We start from the raw sequence: 21,643 nt of genomic DNA, 5'->3' as shown, positions 1-21,643 counted from the left end.
AACCCTGCTTGTAGGGCGCGCTCTTTGCCGTCAGGGCCATGGCAAGGTTTGTGCGGCCATGGAAGGAGTGCTCGAAGGCCACGATGGCCTGGCGCCCGGTCGCGCGCCGGGCGACCTTGACGGCGTTTTCCACGGCTTCTGAACCTGAGTTGAAGAGGGCGGTGCGCTTGGTGAAGTCCCCTGGCGTGATCTCGTTCAGCTTCTCCGCCACGGCAATGTAGCTCTCGTAGGGCACCACGGTGAAGGCGGTATGCGTAAATCGGTCAAGCTGCTCACGAACCGCGTTAACCACACGGGGATTGGAATTGCCGACGCTCGTAACGGCAATACCTGAGCCCAGGTCAATGAACGAGTTGCCGTCCACGTCCACAAGCGTTCCGCCGCCCGCTGCATCAGCGATGATCGGCAGGGTATGGCCAACGGACCGGGCGACTGCGGATGCCTTGCGTTCCAGAATTTCGCGCGAGCGGGGGCCCGGGATCTCAGTGATGATCCTGCGCTCCTGGGTGAGTTCAGGGCCGCCGACGGTGATCTGTGCGGTCATGGGGCCGCCTCCTTCGTGAGTTTGGTCTTCCTGGGTGGTTCGTGACGCTTCTTCGGTCCGACCCGGATAAGAGAAGGGATTTCAAATGAATGAATAAGGTATACGGTATACGCAAATCCGATGTAAGCCAATAGCCGGTAGGCTGGGAAAAACAGAAAGTGGCGGGACACCATGAAGAAGATTGAGTTTGCTCGGGAGACGCTTGCTGATGCCGCGTACGCGCAGATCGCCGAGGGCATCCTGACACATGATCTGGGTCCCGGCGCAAGGCTGCTGATGGATGATCTGGCGACCCAAATGGGCATCAGTCGGACACCCGTGCGTGAGGCCTTGCATCGTCTTGAGATGGAGCGCGTCATTGAACCCGGCGGTCGCCGCGGCTACATTGTCCGTAAGCTCACTGATGTCGAGCTGGATAAGCAGTACGCTGCCCGGGGAGCTATTGAGCCGTTCGCCCTTGCCGAAGTTGCACGTCTGGGCGGCGCGGCCGCGACGTACGTGAGGTCCACGTACGAGGAGCTGGTATCGGCCCCGCAGACCACGGCCATGGAGGTGTTCCTGGTCAACAAGGCCATTCACCGCTGCACGGTGGAGGCTCTGGACAACGAGTACCTCCTGAGCATGTTCGATGTCATCTGGCAGACGGCCATGGCCACGACGGTGTGGGCGGATATCCTGGAAAGCCGTACTGCTGTTGACTTCCCTGAGATGCACCGCCCCATTGTGGAGGCTGCCGAGTCCGGGGACCCCGAGCTGGCGCGCAAGGTCGCTTTCGAGCACATCCATACCGGCCGCGGACTGCACGCGGGCCACGGCGAACAGCCCGCCCCCTAGAAGGGGCGGGCTGTACCGCACCGCGTGGTTCAGGCGGACATGTCGATCATGACTGCCTTGGACCGGGTGTAGGACAGTACGCTCTCGCGGCCCAGCTCACGGCTGTTGCCGGACTTGCTGTAGCCCCCGAAGCTCTGCGCGGGATCGAGCCGGCCGTGCGTATTCACCCACACCGTTCCGGCCTTAAGTGCCTTGCTCATGCGCAGGGCTCTGGCCACGTCACGGGTCCATACCGCTGCCGCGAGGTCGTACGCTGAATCGTTCGCGAGCCTGATGGCTTCCTCTTCTGTGCGGAAACGAAGCACGGAAAGTACCGGTCCGAAAACCTCTTCCTGGGCGATGCGCATGTCGTTGCGCACGTCAGTGAAGATGGTCGGTTCGACGAAGTATCCTGCCTGGTCCAGGGCCCGTCCTCCAACGCTGAGGTGGGCGCCTTCAGAACGTGCGATATCGATGTACTCCTGGACCGACACGTATTGGTCCTTTGAGACGAGCGGGCCCACTTCTGTGTCCGTGAGGAGCGGGTCCCCGATCCTGAGTGCCCTGGTTTCGCGGGCCAGCGCTTCGACGAGTTCGTCGTAGACGTCCTCGTGCACGAACATCCTGGTCGGGGCGACACACACCTGCCCGGCGTTTTCCCACATGGCCTCGGCGGAGCCTTTGGCGGCGGCCTGGATGTCAGCGTCAGGGAAGACGATGTTCGCGCTCTTTCCGCCCAGTTCCACGCTAACTTTTTTCATCTGCCGGCTGCCTGCCTCGAGTATCCGGCGGCCGACGGGAGTGGACCCGGTGAAAGAGATTTTAACGACGTCGGGATGGTCGACGATCGCCTGTCCCACCGTGCGGCCGGGCCCGGTGACGACGTTGAGCACTCCCGGGGGCAGGCCCACCTGGCGGGCGAGGTCGGCCAGAAGGAGTGTGGAGTAGCTGCTGACCTCAGCCGGTTTGATGACCATGGTGTTGCCCGCTGCCAGGGCAGGCCCGATCTTATGCGAGGCCATTACGAGCGGGAAGTTCCACGGAGTGATCGCGCCGCAGACGCCGAGAGGCTCTATCTGGGTCATCCCGAAATAGGGCTGGCGGACGGGGTTGATCGATCCCTCGAGCTTTGTTGGCCAGCCGCCGTAGTACCGGAAGACGGCCGCCACGCCCCCGACGTCGTCCAGTGCCTGGGAAATGGGCTTGCCCATATCCAGTGTTTCCAGTTCAGCAAGCTGCTCACGGTTGGCCTCGACCGCGTCGGCCAGATCGAACAGGTACTGGGCGCGGGTGGCAGGGCTCGCCGTACCCCAGCCACTGGAGGACAGGGCAGCGCTGGCTGCGGCAACGGCGGAGTCCACGTCCTCCGCTGAGCCGGAAGCGATGGAACCCAGAACCTTCTCGGTCGCGGGGTTGATGGACTGGAACGTAGCCCCCGATGTGGCTTCCCGGTCGGCGTCAGTGCCGATTCGAAGTCCCTGGGTCCGTTCGATGAAGGCTTGCGTGGCAAGCGAAATCTCGTGCGAGGTTTCCGAAATCACTGCGTCGTATGTCATGGCTTTCCCTTGTCTGGCATGTAAGTGGAGTGGAATCAGGCGGCGTACGTCAGACGGACCGGCAGTTCCTTGATGCCGTGCGTGAGGTTGGAGCGAAGCCGGTGCACGGGGCCGTCAATTTCAATGGTTTCAACCCGCTTGGCCAGCTCGCGGAAGACAATCTGTAGCTCCAGGCGGGCCAGGCTGTTGCCCAGGCAGATGTGGGGGCCGCCGCCGCCAAAGGCCACGTGCGGGTTCGGCTTGCGCCCGATGTCGAAGGTGTAGGGTGCGTCGAAGACGGTTTCGTCCCGGTTCGCGGACGCGTACCAGATGAGGACCTTGTCTCCGGCCTTGATCGGTGTTTCGCCGATCTTGGTGTCAACCAGCGCGGTCCTGCGGAAGTGGTGGATGGGTGTGGCCCACCGGAGCACTTCCTCCACTGCAGTGTTCAGCAGGGAAGGGTCTTCCTTGAGGCGGCGGAACTGGTCCGGGTTCTGGGCGAAGGCAAGGAGACCATGGGACAGGGCCATGCGGGTGGTCTCGTTGCCGGCCACCACCAGGAGGGAGAAGAAGTTATCCAGCTCGCGGGTGGTGAGCTTGCGTCCGTTGATGTTCCCGGTCATGAGCAGCGAAAACACATCATGACCCAGGTTCCCGTCCCTGCGGTCGCGCAGGGCATCGGCGTACTTCCAGATGTCCCTTCCTGCCGGGCTGGAGAACGGGTAGCCGCTGTTTTCCTTGACGTTCTCGGGGGAGTCGGCGGTGCGGGGAGCATGATCAGGGTCCGCTCCGGCAATCATTTCGTCGCCAAGTGCCTTGAGGTAGGCACGGTCCTCGGTCGGGACCCCGAGCAGTTCACCAAGCACGATCATGGGGATGACTGCGGCGACGTCGGCGACCCAGTCGAAGCTGGGCCGGGTGAATGCCTGGTCCAGCGTCTTCTCCACCAGCTCCTCGACGAAGCCGACCCATTCCTTGTGAACGGTGCCGGGAGTGAAACGGGCGGAAAGGACGCGCCTCATCGCTGTGTGCAGCGGCGGATCCGTGTCGATCAGGGTCTGGCGCGCCAGCAGGTCCTCGTGTTCGATGTCCTCGCGGGTGGTTCCACCGGTCTCGGACGAGAACTGCTGGAAATTGCGCGTCACGGCAACGACGTCGGCATAGCGGGTGACGGACCAGTAGCCCGGGCCGTCTTCTTCCTCGACCCAGCGGACCGGGTCCTCCTGCCTGGCCTGGTCAAAGTACTCGTAGGGCACTCCGTCCTCGAAAGCGAGGTCGGAAAGAGCGTCGTGGGTGTGCACGTGGGTTTGGCTCATAATTCGTCTCCTTGGGTAATGCTGGCCAGTCCGACCACGGCCGCCCATTTAGCGTATACCGTATACGGACTTCTAGTGGTGGTCGTCCCGCTCGGCAACCTTTTGTGATGTTAGGTTTTGATCCCGGGACTAATCCACGGGGATGTTTGTGATGAATTCCTTGAGGAGCGCCTGTTGGGCGAGGTCGGAGGCGACCGTGTCCTCGGGGTGCCACTGCACTGCGTGAATCCAGAATCCTGCGTCCTGTAGTTCGAGTGCTTCAACTGTGCCGTCTTCAGCCCAGGCGGTGGCTACCAGCCCCTTGCCTAGATTCCTTACCGCCTGATGGTGGTAGCAGGAAACCTGGGGGTTCCGGGCGATGGATGACGTCAGGGAGCTGGTTGCGTCCAGGGTGATGGTGTGGATCTGGTTCATGTGGGGGGTGGGAAGGTGTTGTTCCAGATCGCCGCCCAGGGAGACGTTCAAAACCTGCATGCCTCGGCAGACGGCGAGAGTAGGAACCTTGTTTTCCACGACGTACCGGGCAACGGCGAGATCAAATGCGTCCTGCAGGTCATCCCCGGCGTCGGATTCGGCGTGGGTTTCCTGGCCGTAGCGCCAGGCGGACATGTCGGCACCCCCAGGGAGCAGTACAGCGTCCGCGAAAGCCAGCCGCTGCGCGACTTCTTCATAGAGTGTGTCCTCGGGCGTTCCCGGTTCCGCGACCGGGAGTATGGTGACCGGCTCGCCGCCGGCGTCGTACACGCCCTTAATGAGTGCATGGGCGTTGACCAGTGCCTTGTATCTCAGCGCGGAGGCGCTGTCGGAGAATCTACCGGGTACGGCGATGAGGGGTCTGCGACGTGGTGTCTGCACTTTCCCGTCCATTCAAAATCTGGATGCTTGGCGCACCTGCTAATAGCTGTCTGTTCGGTCCGTCAGCCATGAAAGCGGGCATCCGGGACCAGGAGTTACGGTGAGTTCAGGAACCAATCCAGCAGCTCCTTGGTGTTGCGTTCTGCGGCGGGCTCGTGCGCGGCCCATTGGCGTCGGAAGTCTTCGATGGAGAGGACGCCCTCCAACTCGTGGCCGCCGATTCTGATCCATTCCTCCATGAGTTCCCCATCGGCCTCGGGGTGGAACTGCACCCCGATGGACCTGCCGGTGCGGAAGACCTGCGGGGCGACGTCGGTGGTGGCCAGTACCTCAACGTGTTCGGGGAGTTCGACTTTGTCGCTGTGCCAGGAGAACCACGGCCCGGACGGGATCGGACAGGTGTGGTCGGGTTCGAAGGTGACCAGGCCCGCCTCCATCCTGTCGGCGCGGACAGTACGGCCGCCTACGCTTTCGGCCAGCAGCTGGGCGCCGAAGCAAATGCCCAGATACGGGGTGCCGTGCTGGTGCAGCATTGCGATGTACTGGATTTCCCGGGTGAGCCAGTCATCGGTGATCTCGTAGATGTGGCCAAAGGAGCCGAAGGCGATGACTGCATCAAATTCCGCGGGGTGGGGAAAGTTGGCGTTGATTGTCCGGGTGCCGTCGGGCCCGGTGGAGAAGACTTCGTGGGTTTTGATGATGTGGCCGGCGTCCAGCAGGGCTTGGCCAACGATGCCGGTGTCGGTGCAGGACGTTTGTTCGTGCGTGATGAGCAGGACGGTCTTTGCCCTGGAATCGGTTTCTGCCATTAGAGGACGTCGTGGTAGCGGTTGAACTCCCAGTCGGTGACGTGGGCAGCGAACGCAGCCAGCTCAACCCTTTGCATCGCCGTGTACGTGTCGACGAAGATCTCACCGAATGCGGCCTTGGCGAACGGACTGCCGGCGAAGGTGCTTACCGCATCAGACAAGGTGGGAGCTACCCTGCGGAGGCTGGGGTCCTTATGCGGATCACCCGTGGACATAGGTTGCAGCGGCAGGTCATTCTTCAGGCCATCCAGGCCGGCCTGGAGGTAGCCCTGGGCTACCAGGTATGGGTTTGCGTCAGCGGCCGCCCAGCGCACCTCAAGGCGCGTTCCCGGTCCGGCGTCTGTGACGCAGCGGACGCCCACCAAGCGGTTGTCCAGGCCCCAGCACACCTGGGTGGGGGAGAAGGAGTAGTCCACAATGCGCTTGTAGTCGTTGACCGTGGGAAGTGCGATCGCCTGCAGGTCCAGCTGGTGCGTGACAAGCCCGCTGAGGTAGCGGCGCATGACGTCCGAGTGCACCGGGTCCGTGGTGTCCTTCGTTGAGAAGACGTTCACTCCGTCGCTGTTCCAGAGACTCTGGTGGACGTGGAGTCCGCTTCCGGCGCCGCCATTGATGGGCTTGGCCATGAATGTGGCGTTCATCCCGTGCTGCCGTGCCACCAGGCGAACGATGTGACGGAAGAGGATTGTGTTATCCAGCATGGTGAGGGCGTCGCCGTATTTCAGGTTGATCTCCACCTGGGACTGGCCGTATTCGACGTTGCTGGCCTCAACGGTGATCCCGGAGGCAGTGAGCGCGGCACGGATGGCGCCGATGACCGGTTCCAGTTCGTTTGCGCGGTCCAGGGAGTAGCAGTACGACTTGTCGGAGATGGGCTTCCAGTCGCTGGTGAAGAGATGGAATTCCAGCTCAGTGGCCATGTCCACGCGGTAACCGAGCGACTCAAATTCCTTGAGCGTGTCTTTTACCATCCCCCGGCCGTCCATCGGGATGCGCTCGTGGGTTTTGGGGTCGCGCATGTCGCACATGACCGTCGCCATGCCGGTCGTCCAGCCTGCGATGCGGAATGTGGAAAGGTCAGGAACGGCGTGCATGTCCGGATATTCACTGTCCTCCGGCGACCACGGCGTGGGGTGGATGTCGCTGCGCATGTCCCAGGAGAAGGCTACGTTCGCGATGGAAAAACCTGACCCAGTCAGGAACTGCTCCATCGGCAGCATCTTTCCGCGCGGCATCCCCCACGTATCGGTGAAGACGCATTCAACGGTGTGCACGCCGTGCTCCTGCGCGATCCTCGCGCAGTCCTCCAGGCTTGACGGCGGTGTCAAAACGGTGGGGCTCATGATTTCCTCGGTCTCCTACTAGCCAGTGGACTGGAACTAACTGTAATGTAAATCACCAGTTAGCGTATCCCGTATACCAAATATGAACGGAAAAACTTGTGAAATCAATAGTCGTCAGCAAGCCGCACGCTCCGCTCGAACTCGTGGAGCGGGAGATACCCGCACCTACTGTCCCCGGAGAGGAAGTGATACGGGTTTTGGCCTGCGGCGTCTGCCACTCCGACCTCCATGTAGCGGACGGTGATTTCGGCGGGCCCTACCCAGTGGTTCTGGGACACGAGGTGGTGGGCGAACACCACGAACTGGGGCGCGTTCTGCTCTACGCCCCTTGGGGGTGCGGCCAGGCGGAGTGCCGCCAGTGTTCTTCCGGCCTGGAAATGATTTGCCCTAACGGCCGCGAAGCAGGCATCGTCTCCGACGGCGGCTACAGCGAGTACATGCGTGTCCCGAAGCGGGACTACCTCGTTCCCATCGGGGACCTGGATCCGGTGTCCACAGCCCCGCTGGCCTGCGGTGGCCTGACAGCCTTCCGCGCGGTCAAGCGCGTACTGCCCCACCTGCAGGGCATGAACTCAAGGGCGATTGTCATCGGGGCAGGCGGCCTGGGCCAGTTCGCCATCCAGTTCCTCCAAACCTTGACGAATGCTGAGCTCACCGTTGTCGACACCTCGGCCGAGAAACTGACCGCCGCCAGCAACCTGGGCGCCGACGTCGCCTGCGGCGCGGACGAGCTCACCGGTAAATATGACGCAGTTATCGACTTCGTTGGAGCTGACGCGACAATGGCCGCGGCGGCATCAAGCATCAACCGGCAGGGCATCATTGTCGTCGTCGGCCTCTGGGGCGGGCGCATCCAATTCGGCGTAGGAGCTGTGCCCAGCGAAGCCGTTCTCACCACAAGCATCTGGGGAAGCCTGGATGAACTCAAGGAACTTCTGGAATTCGCCCAAAACCATCCACTGCAACACTCCGTCGAGCCCATCCCGTTCGAAAAAGCCCAACACGCACACGACCTCCTTCGCGCCGGCAGCATCAAAGGCCGCGCCGTTCTGGTCATGGACTAGGCCCACCGGCCTCATCCAATACATCCGAAATCACCGCTACAAGACACAAGGAAGTGGACTAGCTATGTCTTCATCAGAAGAAGCTCTGAAGGTTTCCCCGAGACCAGCAGAGGAGGGACAAAAAAACCAGTTGCACCGGAACTCGATGGGAGTTCCCGGGATCGTTTTCTTCGTGGTGGCCGCCGCCGCCCCTATCGCCGGCATGACCGGCCTCGTCCCAAGCACCATCGTCCTCGGCAACGGAGCCGCCGCCCCCGGAGCGTTCCTCATCGCAGGCATCATGCTGCTGTTCTTCGCCGTCGGCTACGCGACCATGAGCCACCACGTAACACATGCCGGGGCTTTCTTTGCCTACGTCGGCCGCGGCCTGGGCGCGCCCTGGGGCGTGGCCTCAGCTTTTGTCTCTGTTTTGTCCTACTGCCTGGTCCAGACAGCCATTTACGGATTCCTCGGGGCGACCGTCTCCCAAAAGATGGCATCGCTCGGGCTGGATCTGCCCTGGTGGGTCTGGTGCCTCCTGTGCATCGGCATCGTGCAGGTCTTCGGCATCCTCAACGTTGACCTTGGCGCCAAAGTCCTCGGGGTCCTGCTCACACTGGAGCTGGCGTCGATGATCCTCACCGGCGTTGCGGTCATCCTCCAAGGCGGGGGACCGGACGGACTGGACTTCGCCGCATCATTCAACCCCGTCAACATCTTCCAGGGCGCACCCGGCATTGCCTTTGCCTTCGCTTTCGCGGCATTCATCGGCTTCGAAGCCACCGCCATCTACGGCGAGGAATCCCGCGACCCCAAACGGACCGTCCCTAGGGCAACGTACGCCGCCGTCATCATCATCACCATGGTCTTTGCCCTGACGTCTTTCGCCATCATCTCCGGAGCCGGCTCCTCAAATATCGTCAACAAGACACTTGAGGTAACAGCCCTCGAAGGGACCCCCCTGGCTGATCCCGCCCAACTGCTCTTCTCGGTGTCAGCCCAATACGTAGGACCCTGGCTGCCGGAAGTCATGAGCTGGCTGCTCATCACCAGCATGTTCGCCGGCGTTCTTGCGTTCCACAATTCCGCTGCACGCTACTTTTACTCCATGGGCCGCTCCGGGCTGCTGCCTTCCGGCCTCGCCGTTACCGGCCGCTACAAGACACCCGTCCGCGCATCCGTGCTTCAGACACTCATCGGCGTGGTGACCATCGTGGCCTTTGCCCTGGCAGGCCTGGACCCGGTCGTAACCCTCTTCTACTGGTTCTCAATCACCGCCATTCTCGGGCTGACCTTCATCCAGGGACTTGTCTGCGTCGCAGTCATCCGCTTCTTCCGGCAAACCCGGGCAGACACCCGCCTTTGGAACACACTGATTGCGCCCCTGCTGGGCCTGGTGTCGATTATCGTCGCCGAGTACCTCCTGCTGGCACGTTTCGGCCTGATCAGCGGAACCGCGGGGGCGGACAGCCCGGCATGGGAAATGAACGCCACAGGGTGGGCCCTGGTCACACTGCCCTTCGGCACATTCCTGATAGCGCTGATCTATGGCCTCATCTTGGAGCGCAAGAAGAGTGACGATGAGGTTTTGAAGGAGTTTGTTTCCTGATAGAGGGAAACTGCTGCAGCATTAGTCCCAACCTGGGGCGCGCTTAAGCACCGTTCCCGTACAACGGAACTCGGCCTGCTTTGGCAGGATGATTCCCGCGCCAACACCACGGACCTGGCAAGGGGGAGCCAGAGACGTTGCAGGCAGCAGGGGTTGAACCCATTTCCTAAAGACGTAGCCTCCCAGCGGGGAGGCTACGTCTTTGCTCAGTGCCACCAAGCCTGGCCGCAACCGCACCTAAGCCCTTCCGGAGTCGAAAGGAAGATTTTGCACGAAAGAATCAACAGCAGCCGGCAGGTTGGCGACTGGACTTCTGTGGACGGTGCCACAGCGGAAATCGTCAAAGACGGACGAACGCTGGCGCGCGGCATTATCGATGGCGTAACGAACGATGGAGCCATAGTGTGGCTTCAGGAAGACACTGGATGTAGAAGGCTCTACGAACGGTGCGAAGCATTTGAAGTGTGGGTCACCAACGACCACCCGGGCCTCAACTACAGGATCAGCGCAGCGGATATTGTACAGAGTTCATGTCCATCGGCCCGCCAGGCGGAGGCATTGGTGAAGTGACACATAGGCAGCATGCGGGAGCCGGCAGTAAGGTCGCTGAGGTGGCCAGACAACATTTGGTGGAGAATTCCTTAATAACCAAGGACGATCGTCGCCCCGTCTACTTCCTTTCGGACAGTACGGGCATTACGGCGGAAACGCTCGGAAACACCTTGCTGACGCAGTTCCCCGCGAACCATTTTGACCGCATCACGGTTCCCTTCATCACCACAGCCGACCAGGCCAGATCCGTAGTGAAGTCCATCGACGGCGTCGCCGCCAGTGGCCCGCAGCCGATCGTCTTCTCCACCGCGGTCAACAACGACATTCGGCATATCCTGGCGACATGCAAGGGAATCGTCGTGGACCTCATCGGGATGCATGTAGGGCAGTTGGAGCAGGCAATGGGTATCCCCGCCAGCGGGGAACCGGGACGGGCGCACGGGCTGGGGAATGCAGCACGTTACCAATCCAGGATGGCCGCCGTCGAATACGCCATGGAACACGATGACGGCCAGAGCCTGCGTGCACTTGAAAAAGCGCAAGTGATTCTGGTGGCTCCTTCCCGGTGCGGCAAAACACCCACCACCATGTACTTGGCGCTGCAACACGGCATCTTTGCGGCGAACTTCCCGCTGGTAGATGAAGACTTTGAGCGGGAAGGGCTTCCCAAGCCCCTCCGACCGTTCGTTTCGAAATGTTTCGGGCTCTCATCCAACCCCCTGCGCCTGAGCCAGATCCGCACCGAACGGCGCAGCGGCTCACCGTACGCCTCGTTGCGACAGTGCGGCTTCGAACTCCGCAGCGCCGAACAGTTGTACGTGTCTCACAGGATCCCGTACCTGAATTCGGCAACCGTCTCCGTGGAGGAAATGGCAGCGACCATCCTGCAACGGATGAACATTAAGCACTGAAAGACGACCTCACGGCCCTTTGTGGCGTACATCGTGTGGAAAGAGCGGCGAAGACCTGTAACTGTGAAACAGGATTTCCCGCCCAGACCAGCGATCGTTGCTAGTTGGGCCCCCATGCATCTTCTGCAAAGGAGCAGTAACAATGACAGAAAACGTACTGTGGTTCTCCGAGCTTGGACTGAAGGACCTGGACCGGGTGGGCGGAAAGAACGCGTCCCTCGGCGAAATGGTTCAAAATCTCACGTCAGCCGGGGTCCTCGTGCCGGACGGCTTCGCAACGACAGCGGATGCCTACCGCAGCTTCCTGGCGGATTCCGGTTTGGACCAAAAGATTGTCGACCGGCTCGTGGGTCTGGACACTGATGACGTCACCGCCCTCGCCTCAGCTGGCCAGGAGATCCGGACCCTCATTCGCCAGACGCCCTTCCTGCCGGACTTTGAGGCACAGGTCCGCGACTTTTACCAGCAGCTGGTGGACAAACACGACGACTCCGAAGACCTTTCCTGGGCCGTCCGTTCCAGCGCGACCGCAGAAGACCTTCCCGACGCATCCTTCGCCGGCCAGCAGGAGACCTTCCTGAATGTGCGCGGCATCGAGAACATCCTGCTCGCCATCAAGGATGTGTTCGCATCCCTTTATAACGACCGGGCCATCGCCTACCGCGTGCACCACAACTTCGAACATGCTGAGGTCGCGCTGTCAGCCGGGGTTCAGCGCATGGTCCGCTCCGACGTCGGCGCCTCCGGCGTCATGTTCACCATGGACACCGAGTGCGGGTTCCAGGACGCAGTGTTCGTCACCTCCTCCTACGGCCTGGGCGAAGCTGTCGTCCAGGGCGCCGTGAACCCGGACGAGTTTTACGTCTATAAACCTGCACTTCAGGCCGGCCGGCCCGCGATACTGAAGCGCGGACTGGGCGAGAAGGCCCTTCAGATGACCTACACGAGCAACCGCGAAGTGGGCCACACCATTGACTTTGTTCCAGTTGAGGCTTCGCTGCGGAACCGCTTCAGCCTCACTGATGAGGACGTCGAGCAGCTCGCCCGGCACGCCATCGCCATCGAGAACCACTACGGCCGCCCGATGGACATCGAATGGGGCAAGGACGGAATCGATGGCCGCCTGTACATCCTGCAGGCACGCCCTGAAACAGTGCAGTCCCGTCGCACCTCGGGGAGCCTGAGCCGTTTCCGCCTCAACGGAACCAGCCAGGTGCTGGCCGAGGGCCGCGCCATCGGACAACGCATCGGCGCCGGCAAGGTCCGCATCCTCACCGCCATTGACCAAATGGCCGCCTTCAAAACCGGTGACGTCCTCGTCGCAGACATGACTGACCCGGACTGGGAACCCATCATGAAGCGCGCCTCCGCCATCGTCACCAACCGCGGCGGACGCACCTGCCACGCAGCCATCATTGCCCGCGAACTGGGAATTCCCGCCGTCGTCGGCACCGGAAACGCCACCGACGCCCTCTCCGACGGCCTGGAAGTCACTGTCTCCTGCGCGGACGGCGAGACCGGACTTATCTACGACGGGCTCCTGGACTTCAGCGTCGAGGAAACCAAAATCACTCACCTGCCTGAGGCCCCGGTCAAGGTCATGATGAATGTCGGCACCCCGGAACAGGCGTTCACCTTCGCCCAGCTGCCCAACCACGGGGTGGGCCTGGCTCGGCTGGAGTTCATCATCAACCGCCAAATCGGCATCCACCCCAAGGCCCTCCTGAACCTGGACAGCCAGACGGAGGACGTCGCCGCAGAAATCCGGGAACGGATTGCCGCTTACGAGAACCCGCGCGACTACTACATCAAGCGGCTGGCCGAAGGAGTGTCCACCATCGCGGCGGCGTTCGCGCCGGAACCGGTCATTGTCCGGATGTCCGACTTCAAGTCCAACGAATACGCCAACCTCATTGGCGGGCCTGCGTACGAGCCCCACGAGGAAAACCCGATGCTCGGATTCCGCGGTGCCTCACGCTACCTGGACCCATCATTCCGGGACTGCTTCGACCTCGAGTGCGAGGCCCTGTCCTTCGTCCGGAATGAGATGGGGCTGACAAACGTCAAGTTGATGATCCCGTTCGTGCGGACCCTCGATGAGGCCCGCGGCGTCATCGAGTTGCTGGCGGAGAACGGACTTGTCCGTGGGCAGAACGGCCTGGAAGTGATCATGATGTGCGAGATCCCCTCCAACGCGCTGCTGGCGGGGGACTTCCTGGAATACTTTGACGGATTCTCCATCGGCTCCAACGACATGACCCAGCTGACCCTGGGTCTGGACAGGGATTCCGCCACTGTCGCTGCCGGATTCGATGAACGCGACCCTGCCGTAAAGATGCTCCTGAGCATGGCCATCAAGGCATGCAAGGCGCGCGGAAAATACGTGGGCATCTGCGGCCAGGGCCCCAGCGACCACGCAGACTTCGCAGAGTGGCTGGTGGCCGAGGGTATTGACTCCGTCTCCCTGAACCCCGACACCGTAGTAGAAACCTGGCTCCGTCTCGCCCGCACGGTCGTCATGGCAGGAGTTGGTGTCGAGGCGAACTGACATGCGACGGTACCCGGACACTCGGACAACAACGAGGGGTGCAGGAGTGCACTAATGGTCACGACAAATGTCTCAGTTCCCGGACTAATATCGGCTTTCGCAGCAGCTGCTTCCAGTAGCGGAGGCGGTAGGGAAGCAGCAGCTGCCGTCGTTGAAGAACTGTGCGCCATTGCCCCGATCGCTGCTGCCGCCATTGATGAATGGCACCCGGTTTCAGGTGAGGTGAACTCGCTGGTGGCTTTCGGATATCCCGAAACGGTCACAGCACACCTCTCAGGGCCAGGTTTTCTGGTCGAGGACGCCGGCTACCAGAGGCTGGTCAGCGATGCGAGCCGTCATGCCCTGTCATGGGGCGACGTTGCCAACTACACGGAATCCCCCTCAGTACTTGAAGTGTTTCGCCCTGCAGGGTTCTCCGGAGGAGCAACCGCCCGCTTAGTTACCCGCGACGGGCGATACACCGGAAATCTGCATCTGAGCACTGCGAATGACGGCTCCTTGCCGTCCGGCGTAATGGAAGCAATGCAGTGGGCCGCTCCATCAATCGCCAACTCGATCGACCTAACCCGGACCTGGCGCACCCTCGTAAACGCGATGGGAGAGGGCGACCTCGCCGGCCTTGTAGTGGGACATCAGGTTAGCCCGGTCCCGGGGCTACCACTGCTGCCGATTGCCCCGGGGCCAGAATCGGCGAAGCTAATAGAACGGACCGCCAGCAGGGGCGCTACTACCGCATGGCTCTGGTGTGAACGCGGCCAGTGGTACAGGATCCGACTAACTGCCGTCCGTGGTGGCTGCCTCGTCTGGGGCCGGCCGGCAGATGCACCTCACCAACTGACGGCGCGCGAACTGGTGGTGCTCACCCTGCTCGCGCAAGGGCTTTCAAACACGCTGATCGCGCGACGCCTGGGAATCAGCGAGCGGACCACGGCCCACCACATCGAGCACCTCATGTCTAAACTCGGAACCCCAAGCCGGGCAGCTGCTGCGGCCCGGGCAGTGGAGGAGGGGCTGCGCGTACTCGCTCAGCCCCTCCCATCCCACAGAATCCCTTAAGGCAGCGTTAGGCGCCGGGGACTTTCTCCAGCAGTGGCAACAATGCCGCCACCGCGTCCTTTTGGTGCGGCTGAAGGTCCATGCCCCCGATTTCGGACAGGAAGTCAAGGAAGGGGTCTTCGACCTCGGTGCGGATCCCGCTGAGTTCTTCCATGACCGCCAGACCACAGAAGGGCACGTAAGCTGCTGAATAGCCGCCCTCATGAACAATGAGCAGGCGCCCCTCAGCCGTTTCGGCAGCCACCGAGGCCATCATCCGGGTCATCTCACGATATGCCTCCGAGTGCAGCATCTGGCGGCCAAGCGGATCAAGGGCGCTGCTATCGAAACCGGAGGCAACGATGATGAATTCCGGCTGAAAGCGAAGCAGAGCGGGCACGACAAGGGACTCGAAGGCGTGGAGGTATCCTCCGGGGCCGGTGCCAGGGGGCAAAGGAATGTTGAGGTTGGCCCCCATTCCGGCGCCCTCGCCGATTTCTTCGGCAGTGCCTGACTCGTGAGGGTAGTAGCGATCCTGATGCAGGGACACGGTCAGCACGTCCGGACTGTCATAAAAGGCCTGCTGTGTGCCGTTGCCATGGTGAACATCCCAGTCGACAACTGCAATACGTCCTACTCCGCAAGCCTCCTGTAGGTGACGGACGGCGATAGCCACGTTGCCAAACATGCAAAACCCGCGACCGCGGTCACGTTCGGCATGATGGCCCGGCGGGCGAATAAGCGCGTAGGCATTCTGGACGGTGCGGTTCTGCACCGCTTCGGCAGCCACAATCGCACCGCCGGCGGCAAGCATGGCGATGTCGTAGCCACCCGGACCGAACGGAACCAGCTCACCCGCGTCACCGCCGCCGGAGTCTGACAACTCCTTCATGCGTTCCACGTAAGCACGATCGTGCACGCGGCAGACTTCCTCTACTGTGGCCGGCCTCGCGTCCTGCCACTTAAGCTCCTTGGACAAGCCCGAAGCATCCAAAAGGTTCTTCAACCGTCGCTTGGTCCTGGGGTTCTCAACGTGTTCGTCTGGCTCAACCCACCCGCCAGCTGGAATAAAGGCTCCCGCTGAGCGCGTATCCCACCACATGTATTTCTCGTCCCACAAAGCGCCTGTAACCATGGTCCCTCTTCCTTTAGTACGAGTTCCCACCAGTCAACAGGGGCAGTCGGAGACCACCAATAGGCACTTTTGCCCATTGATTCTGCCAATTCCAGAGAAGCCCGACCCGCTCATTGCAACGGGTGAGAAACCCATGAAGGCGACTCCTAACGCCCGGCCATCGACGCGTGGCGCATGGCCATCCAAGCCCTGGCTGCCACATACAGCAGCGATCTAACTCCAATTACCAGGCTGAGAAGGCCTATTGTCCGGCGTTGGGGAGATCTGCGAGGAAGCCGGCCACCAAAGCTGCAGCAGAACTATGACGCCCTGCAGGGACAGGAACACCAACCACATCGGCACCCGCGAAGCATTCTTAGAAGCCGCGATGGAATGGGCCACCCAGCAGACCTTGGAAATGTCGGACCTAGGATCCGAAGCCGCGTATGGGGAACAGTTCGCCGTGGATTTCGTTCGCCAGATAGCCACCAAACCCCAACTCCAGTTCTTTCAATACGAGATGCTCCTGTCAGCCCGGCATCAGCCTCAGATGCGCGCCACCGTCGAACGGCTCTACACCCACTACATGCAGGTCATCAGTAAAGGCTTTGAACAACGCGGATTCGCACAGCCGAATCTGCTCGCGTGCGTCTTGTTCGCGGCCACAGACGGGCTTGTTATGCAGCAATTAACCTTCGCACGCAGGGTAGACATCGAGCAGGCCTTTATTCTCCTCGGTCAAGCCTTGAACAACTCACCAACCAAGACTCCAAGCCCCCCTCCCGGGGCCACGGCCCTCCTGTGGGCTTCATGCCGTACAGGACGAAATCCTGCCAAGTTATCTGTGCATGGCGGCATCGGGAGCCTAGGACAACGCGGCCATCATTCAGGTCCTCTTGATTGCGGAAAGTGCCTGGTCCACTTGTACTCACAACAGCCTCGCTCGCGCGTAAAGCAACAGCCCATCTTGTGAACGGTGCCACTGCTACGCCATAGGATTTCCCAATGGGGGACATAAACACCAGTCAACTCCGCTGCAGCAGTAAGGTCTCACCATGACATCCACCGATATAACCTTCCGCACACGAAAGTGGGTGCGGCCAGAAGATCTAAACGCCAACGGCACATTGTTCGGTGGCAGTCTCCTCAAATGGATAGACGAGGAAGCAGCAATCTATGCCATCCTCCAACTGGGCAATGGCAGGGCGGTGACAAAGTACATTTCGGAAATCAACTTCGTCAGCTCAGCTGTTCAGGGGGATCTAATCGAAATGGGTTTAATGGCAACTAAGTTTGGCCGAACTTCGCTGACCATGCGAGCTGAAGTCCGAAACATGATCACCCGGCGAAGCATCCTCACCATCGAAGAGATCGTATTCGTAAACCTGAACAGTGAGGGCAAGCCCGAGCCGCACGGCTACAAGGAAATTACATACGACCGAGACAGGATCCCCACACACCACCTCACGGAAACACCACACAGCTAGGGACGGCAAACTCTGGGCGCCCTACTTGACAGTTCCTTGCCACTACATGTGACCCATTCCCATTGAGCATTGCCAAGGCCAAGCCAAAACATTGAGACCCCTCCTCCTGCCCGGCATCCCGCACTTGAAGCTGGCGGGAATCACGTCCGCGGCAAGACGCCCTGCTCAATGCGCGGGAGAGGCAGCTGCAAGGCGAACTCTGTTCGTCCCGCTTGTGACGTTACTGTTACTCGTCCGCCGTGGGCTTCAACAATGGATTGGACGATGGACAGGCCCAGGCCGCTGGTGCCCTCTGCCGCGGAGGACCCCGCCTGGTCTCCCGAGCCCTTTCGGGCCGCGTCTGCGCGGGCAAAACGGGAAAAGACATGATCCACGAACTCGGCAGGAATGCCGCCGCCGTCGTCCGTCACCGTCACCGTCGCCGCACCCTCGGGTAAAGTGCCGACCCCGGTTACTACTGTGGTGCCCGGCGGTGTGTGCTTGCGGGCGTTGGAGAGCAGGTTCATCAGCACTTGGCGCAGCTGCGAGGCATCGCCGTTGACCACCACCGGCTCATCGGGCAGCTCAAGGCGCCAGTTGTGTCTAGGGGCCATGACTTTCTCGTCGCTGACGCTCTCCACCACGAGTTGCGTGAGGTCCACTTGACTGAGTTTCAGCGGCTGCCCTTCGTCCAGGCGGGCAAGCAGCAGCAGGTCTTCCACCAGCGCGGTCATCCGTTCGGACTGGCTTTGCACCCTGGTCAGGGACTTCTCGCCGTCCGAAGTGAAGTTCTCCGTCATGCGCATTAGCTCGGTGTAGCCGCGGATGGCGGTCAGCGGGGTCCGCAGCTCGTGCGATGCGTCCGCCACGAACTGCCGCACCTTGGTCTCGCTCTTCTGCCGTGCTTGCAGCGCGCTGGCTACGTTGTCCAGCATGAGGTTCAGCGCGTGGCCAACGCTGCCCACTTCCGTTCCCGGGTTGGAGTTCGACGGCGGCACGCGCACCGCCAGCGCCACCTCGCCGGCGTCGAGCGGCAGCTGTGACACCCGGGTGGCCACCTCGGAGAGCTGCTCCAGCGGCTTCATAGTGCGCCGGATCAGGACCGTTCCCACCAGGCCTACCAGCAGCAGGCCGCCTAGGGAGACGAACACGAAGGTCCACACCAAGGATGTGAGTGTGCTTTCCTTGGCCGCGAGAGGGAGCCCGGTAACCAGGACGTCGCCGAAATTCGTTGTGACCGCCACCAGCCGGTAGTTGCCGTTGGAGAGTGTGCGGTCCACCGGCTGTGCGTTGGCCGCCAGGGCCAGCAGGGTCTCCTTGTCTTCGGTGGATAGCGGGGACCGTGTTGTGTCGGATGCGAGGAAGCCGGCGCTGTTCACCTGGCCGTCCACAATGCGAGCATTCAGGGTGCCCACACTCTGCCCGCGCGCGTCCAGCGGGTCGCGTCCGTTTAAGCCACCCATCGGGGGACGGCCGGGATCGTTGGATCGGTCGGCGGCCTGGCTTAGCTGTTCATCGAGCTGCCGTGTGAGGAAGGCGTCCATGGATGCGTAGCTGGCTACTCCCACGGCACCGCAGATGGCGATCAGCAAGGCCATGGCCAGGAGGATCAGCCGGGTCCGGAGGTGCCAGGTGTTGGGTTTGAGCCAGCTCCTGCGGTGGGGGTGCGGAGCTTTGGGGGAAGCCATGGCGGCTACTCTGCGGGCTTGATGACGTAGCCGGCACCGCGCACGGTGTGGATCATAGGCGGGTGGACAGCGTCAATCTTTTTGCGCAGGTAGGAGATGTAGAGCTCGACGATGTTGGCCTGGCCACCGAAGTCGTAGTCCCAGACCCTGTCCAGAATTTGTGCCTTGCTGATCACCCGCTTGGGGTTTTCCATCAGGTAGCGGAGGAGCTCGAACTGGGTGGCCGTGAGCTGGACGTCCTGGCCCGCCCGGGTAACCTCCCGGGTGTCGACGTTGAGGACAAGGTCGCCCACCACCAGCTCGGCGGTGTCCATGGCGGCAACGCCGGAACGCTGCACCAGGCGGTGCAGCCGAAGCAGGACTTCTTCCATGCTGAACGGTTTGGTGACGTAGTCGTCGCCGCCGGCGGCCAGGCCCACGATCCGGTCCTGGACGGCGTCCTTGGCGGTAAGGAAGAGCGCAGGTACCTCCGGCGCGAAGGTTCGGATCCTGCCCAACAGCTCAACGCCGTCGAATCCGGGCAGCATCACGTCCAGCACCAGGACGTCGGGGCGGAAGTCTTTGGCAAGCTTCACGGCCTCCGGGCCGTCGGCGGCCACGGCCACCGACCAACCGGCCATGCGCAAGCCCATGCTCATTAGCTCAGAAAGGCTGGGCTCGTCGTCGACGACCAGGGCACGGATAGGGGACCCGTCCGGGTGCGACAGCTGAGGGAGATTGTTGGTCATGGAATGTGGAGTGGCCATGGGACAACTCTCCGATCGTTCGTATAGGTCCGGCTATGGTGTTCCTGTGCCCTGGCTGTGAATAGCTTAGCCAGCCAGTGCCACCGGGATGTGACCTGCTGGAATATTTGGGGCGGTGCCTCTACAGCAGGATTGGCCAAGTGAAGTGTTGGGAAGCGCTGTTAAAGGGTGTCAAAGCGTCTGAGGTTTAGCGGCGCGGTCCGCCGCCACCGCCGCCAGGGCCCTGGGCTGCGGTGTACTCCCCGGCGGTCACTGTGCCCTGCTGTGTGGCGCCGTCCAGGGACCCTTCGCCGATGCCCCCGCTCACGTTTGCGGTGCCGCCGGTGTAGATGGTGTATTCCTGTCCTTCGGCGATGGCAGCGGAGGAGAAGACCAGCGAGGCAGTGGCCTTGGTGGTGACGAATGCCGCAACCACCGTGCCGGAGGAGTCGGCAATCTGGACCACGGTTCCCGCCGCGACTGATGATCCAAGCGTGACCTGCACACCTGACTGTGTGGAGGATGAGCCCGGTGTAACCACCATGCCAGCGCTTCCTGCCGCCGCCAGGGTCCCGCCGGCCACGGCGAGTTCTCCGTTGACGTCGAGGGCGCCGTTGCCGTTGTTGGTGGGGCCGTTGACCACGACGGTGCCGCCGGAGATGCTTGCGTTGCCGTTGGAGTCCAGGCCGTCGCCTTGGGAGTTGATGGTCAGGAGGCCGCCGCTGATGTCCACCGTGTAGTCGCCAACGGCCATTGCACCGCCGCCCATTCCTCCGCCCATTCCGCCTTGGACTGAGGTGCCGGAGGTGCTGGACCCGCCTGAGGCGTTTACGCCGTCATCGTTGGCGGTGACGGTGGCGGTGCCTCCGGTCATGGTGATGTGCTGGGCTTCCAGGCCCTCCTCGGATTCCTGCACTGTGGTGGTGCCGGCTGCGATGGTGAGGGTATTGAAGGCCTTGATGCCGTCGTCGCCGGCGCTGACGTTGAGGGTGCCGCCGTTGATCAGAACCCAGCCGCGGCCCTCGTCCTCGTCGTTGTCCGATTTGAAACCGTCGCCGGCCGCGGACACCTGGTAGGCGCCGTCGAGCAGGACTGCGTAGTCCTTGCCCACGATGCCATCGTCCGCTGCGTCCACGGTCACGTTGCCGGCTGCCAAGACAAGGCCGTCCTTGGCCGAAATGCCGTCGTTGTAGTTGCCGTCCACAGCCAGGGAACCGGTACCGGCAATAGTCAGGTCCGCCATTGAGTACAGCGCGGCATTTGGCGCGTCCGTTCCCTGGTCGGCGTATGCGGCGGCATCGCTGAGGGAGTTGGAGGTCCCGTCCTCGAGGTAGACGATGGCTTCATTGGCGCTCTGCACGACAAATGGGGAACCTGTGGTGCTGGTGATGTCCGCGCCGTCGAGGATGATGCGGACCACGTCCTCTTCACCTGCTGCCACCACGATGTGCCCGTCGGACAGGGAACCGCTGAGGCGGTAGGTGCCGGCCGCGGTGATGGTAACGGTGTCGCCGTCGACCTTTACGGCATCTGAGGAGCCTGCTGTGACCGTGCTGGCGCCATCGGCGAGGGTGAGGGCTGTTTCGGCGGCGGCGTCCCAGGTGAGGTCGTCGGCGTCGTAGTGGGTGTCGGCAGCCAGTGTGTCCAGGGAGACGGCCTGCGTGGTGCCGGAGGTGGTGGTGGACGAGGTGCCGGTGCCGCTGATGGCCGAGACGCCGGTGGGGGAGATGCCTGTTG

18 protein-coding genes are annotated in these 21,643 nt (G+C 62.0%); 8 read left to right on the top strand and 10 right to left on the bottom strand.

What is annotated here, in order from left to right:
• The coding region (locus RIF72_RS18730; RefSeq protein WP_309076319.1) for an aminotransferase class III-fold pyridoxal phosphate-dependent enzyme at positions 1–544 on the bottom strand (544 nt) is incomplete at its 3' end.
• A 171-nt stretch (positions 545–715) separates the two neighbouring features.
• Here RIF72_RS18730 and RIF72_RS18725 point away from each other — a divergent pair.
• Positions 716–1,378, top strand: coding sequence for a GntR family transcriptional regulator (locus RIF72_RS18725; protein ID WP_309076318.1), 663 nt, complete (start codon positions 716–718; stop codon positions 1,376–1,378).
• Positions 1,379–1,407: 29 nt separating this feature from the next.
• Here the strand turns inward: RIF72_RS18725 and RIF72_RS18720 are convergent, their stop codons facing one another.
• The 5 genes from RIF72_RS18720 to RIF72_RS18700 all read right to left on the bottom strand — a co-directional run bounded on the left by RIF72_RS18720 (position 1,408) and on the right by RIF72_RS18700 (position 7,215).
• On the bottom strand, positions 1,408–2,913 hold the full coding sequence (locus RIF72_RS18720) for an aldehyde dehydrogenase family protein (protein WP_309076317.1): 1,506 nt from the start codon (positions 2,911–2,913) through the stop codon (positions 1,408–1,410).
• A gap of 35 nt (positions 2,914–2,948) precedes the next feature.
• Complete coding sequence (locus RIF72_RS18715) at positions 2,949–4,208, bottom strand: cytochrome P450 (protein WP_309076316.1); 1,260 nt, start codon at positions 4,206–4,208, stop codon at positions 2,949–2,951.
• Between the two features lie 129 nt (positions 4,209–4,337).
• The gene (locus tag RIF72_RS18710; protein ID WP_309076315.1) at positions 4,338–5,063 is read right to left on the bottom strand and encodes a type 1 glutamine amidotransferase; all 726 of its coding nucleotides are present in this window, start codon (positions 5,061–5,063) and stop codon (positions 4,338–4,340) included.
• Between the two features lie 95 nt (positions 5,064–5,158).
• Positions 5,159–5,872, bottom strand: coding sequence for a hypothetical protein (locus RIF72_RS18705; protein WP_309076314.1), 714 nt, complete (start codon positions 5,870–5,872; stop codon positions 5,159–5,161).
• On the bottom strand, positions 5,872–7,215 hold the full coding sequence (locus RIF72_RS18700; RefSeq protein WP_309076313.1) for a glutamine synthetase family protein: 1,344 nt from the start codon (positions 7,213–7,215) through the stop codon (positions 5,872–5,874). The genes RIF72_RS18705 and RIF72_RS18700 overlap by 1 nt, the downstream gene beginning before the upstream one ends.
• 98 nt (positions 7,216–7,313) lie before the next feature.
• Between RIF72_RS18700 and RIF72_RS18695 the strand changes: the two genes are divergently transcribed.
• From RIF72_RS18695 to RIF72_RS18675, 5 genes are all read left to right on the top strand, one after another.
• On the top strand, positions 7,314–8,279 hold the full coding sequence (locus RIF72_RS18695) for a zinc-binding dehydrogenase (protein ID WP_309076312.1): 966 nt from the start codon (positions 7,314–7,316) through the stop codon (positions 8,277–8,279).
• A 64-nt stretch (positions 8,280–8,343) separates the two neighbouring features.
• Entirely contained in the window at positions 8,344–9,867 is a 1,524-nt protein-coding gene (locus RIF72_RS18690; protein WP_309076311.1) for an APC family permease, read from the top strand.
• A gap of 644 nt (positions 9,868–10,511) precedes the next feature.
• A complete protein-coding gene (locus RIF72_RS18685) occupies positions 10,512–11,330 on the top strand; it encodes a pyruvate, water dikinase regulatory protein (RefSeq protein WP_309076321.1) in 819 nt (272 codons plus the stop codon).
• A gap of 142 nt (positions 11,331–11,472) precedes the next feature.
• Positions 11,473–13,878: a phosphoenolpyruvate synthase gene (gene ppsA, locus RIF72_RS18680; RefSeq protein ID WP_309076310.1), complete on the top strand. Its 2,406-nt coding sequence runs from the start codon at positions 11,473–11,475 to the stop codon at positions 13,876–13,878.
• 54 nt (positions 13,879–13,932) lie between these two features.
• Positions 13,933–14,934, top strand: coding sequence for a LuxR C-terminal-related transcriptional regulator (locus tag RIF72_RS18675; RefSeq protein ID WP_309076309.1), 1,002 nt, complete (start codon positions 13,933–13,935; stop codon positions 14,932–14,934).
• A 7-nt stretch (positions 14,935–14,941) separates the two neighbouring features.
• On the opposite strand, the gene RIF72_RS18670 is transcribed toward RIF72_RS18675, so the two are convergent.
• Positions 14,942–16,048 carry a class II histone deacetylase gene (locus RIF72_RS18670; protein WP_309076308.1) on the bottom strand — a complete coding sequence of 369 codons (1,107 nt, stop codon included), beginning with the start codon at positions 16,046–16,048 and terminating at the stop codon, positions 14,942–14,944.
• A gap of 367 nt (positions 16,049–16,415) precedes the next feature.
• Here RIF72_RS18670 and RIF72_RS18665 point away from each other — a divergent pair, with 367 nt between their 5' ends.
• A complete protein-coding gene (locus RIF72_RS18665; RefSeq protein WP_309076307.1) occupies positions 16,416–17,000 on the top strand; it encodes a hypothetical protein in 585 nt (194 codons plus the stop codon).
• 82 nt (positions 17,001–17,082) lie between these two features.
• The gene (locus RIF72_RS18660) at positions 17,083–17,514 is read left to right on the top strand and encodes a hotdog domain-containing protein (RefSeq protein WP_309076306.1); all 432 of its coding nucleotides are present in this window, start codon (positions 17,083–17,085) and stop codon (positions 17,512–17,514) included.
• 140 nt (positions 17,515–17,654) lie between these two features.
• On the opposite strand, the gene RIF72_RS18655 is transcribed toward RIF72_RS18660, so the two are convergent.
• The 3 genes from RIF72_RS18655 to RIF72_RS18645 form a co-directional block, all read right to left on the bottom strand.
• The gene (locus RIF72_RS18655; RefSeq protein ID WP_309076305.1) at positions 17,655–19,181 is read right to left on the bottom strand and encodes a HAMP domain-containing sensor histidine kinase; all 1,527 of its coding nucleotides are present in this window, start codon (positions 19,179–19,181) and stop codon (positions 17,655–17,657) included.
• Between the two features lie 5 nt (positions 19,182–19,186).
• Positions 19,187–19,927 (bottom strand): response regulator transcription factor, encoded by a 741-nt coding sequence (locus RIF72_RS18650; RefSeq protein ID WP_309076304.1) that lies wholly within the window; start codon positions 19,925–19,927, stop codon positions 19,187–19,189.
• A 187-nt stretch (positions 19,928–20,114) separates the two neighbouring features.
• A partial coding sequence (locus RIF72_RS18645) for a carbohydrate-binding domain-containing protein (protein WP_375164253.1) occupies positions 20,115–21,643 on the bottom strand: 1,529 nt, incomplete at its 5' end.

Origin of the sequence: Paenarthrobacter sp. (genome assembly GCF_031180005.1) — a bacterium.
In the GTDB taxonomy this organism is placed as follows: Bacteria; Actinomycetota; Actinomycetes; order Actinomycetales; family Micrococcaceae; genus Arthrobacter.
The sequence above is the reverse complement of the archived record's forward strand: the minus strand, read 5'-3'. Positions and strand labels throughout refer to the sequence as shown.

Bases quoted from the DNA above. Each gene is read 5' to 3' on its own strand.
- RIF72_RS18725 (WP_309076318.1), top strand. From the start codon at position 716: ATGAAGAAGATTGAGTTTGCTCGGGAGACGCTTGCTGATGCCGCGTAC.
- RIF72_RS18720 (WP_309076317.1), bottom strand. From the start codon at position 2,913: ATGACATACGACGCAGTGATTTCGGAAACCTCGCACGAGATTTCGCTT.
- RIF72_RS18715 (WP_309076316.1), bottom strand. From the start codon at position 4,208: ATGAGCCAAACCCACGTGCACACCCACGACGCTCTTTCCGACCTCGCT.
- RIF72_RS18705 (WP_309076314.1), bottom strand. From the start codon at position 5,872: ATGGCAGAAACCGATTCCAGGGCAAAGACCGTCCTGCTCATCACGCAC.
- RIF72_RS18700 (WP_309076313.1), bottom strand. From the start codon at position 7,215: ATGAGCCCCACCGTTTTGACACCGCCGTCAAGCCTGGAGGACTGCGCG.
- RIF72_RS18690 (WP_309076311.1), top strand. From the start codon at position 8,344: ATGTCTTCATCAGAAGAAGCTCTGAAGGTTTCCCCGAGACCAGCAGAG.
- ppsA (WP_309076310.1), top strand. From the start codon at position 11,473: ATGACAGAAAACGTACTGTGGTTCTCCGAGCTTGGACTGAAGGACCTG.
- RIF72_RS18675 (WP_309076309.1), top strand. From the start codon at position 13,933: ATGGTCACGACAAATGTCTCAGTTCCCGGACTAATATCGGCTTTCGCA.
- RIF72_RS18670 (WP_309076308.1), bottom strand. From the start codon at position 16,048: ATGGTTACAGGCGCTTTGTGGGACGAGAAATACATGTGGTGGGATACG.
- RIF72_RS18665 (WP_309076307.1), top strand. From the start codon at position 16,416: ATGGAATGGGCCACCCAGCAGACCTTGGAAATGTCGGACCTAGGATCC.
- RIF72_RS18660 (WP_309076306.1), top strand. From the start codon at position 17,083: ATGACATCCACCGATATAACCTTCCGCACACGAAAGTGGGTGCGGCCA.
- RIF72_RS18655 (WP_309076305.1), bottom strand. From the start codon at position 19,181: ATGGCTTCCCCCAAAGCTCCGCACCCCCACCGCAGGAGCTGGCTCAAA.
- RIF72_RS18650 (WP_309076304.1), bottom strand. From the start codon at position 19,927: ATGGCCACTCCACATTCCATGACCAACAATCTCCCTCAGCTGTCGCAC.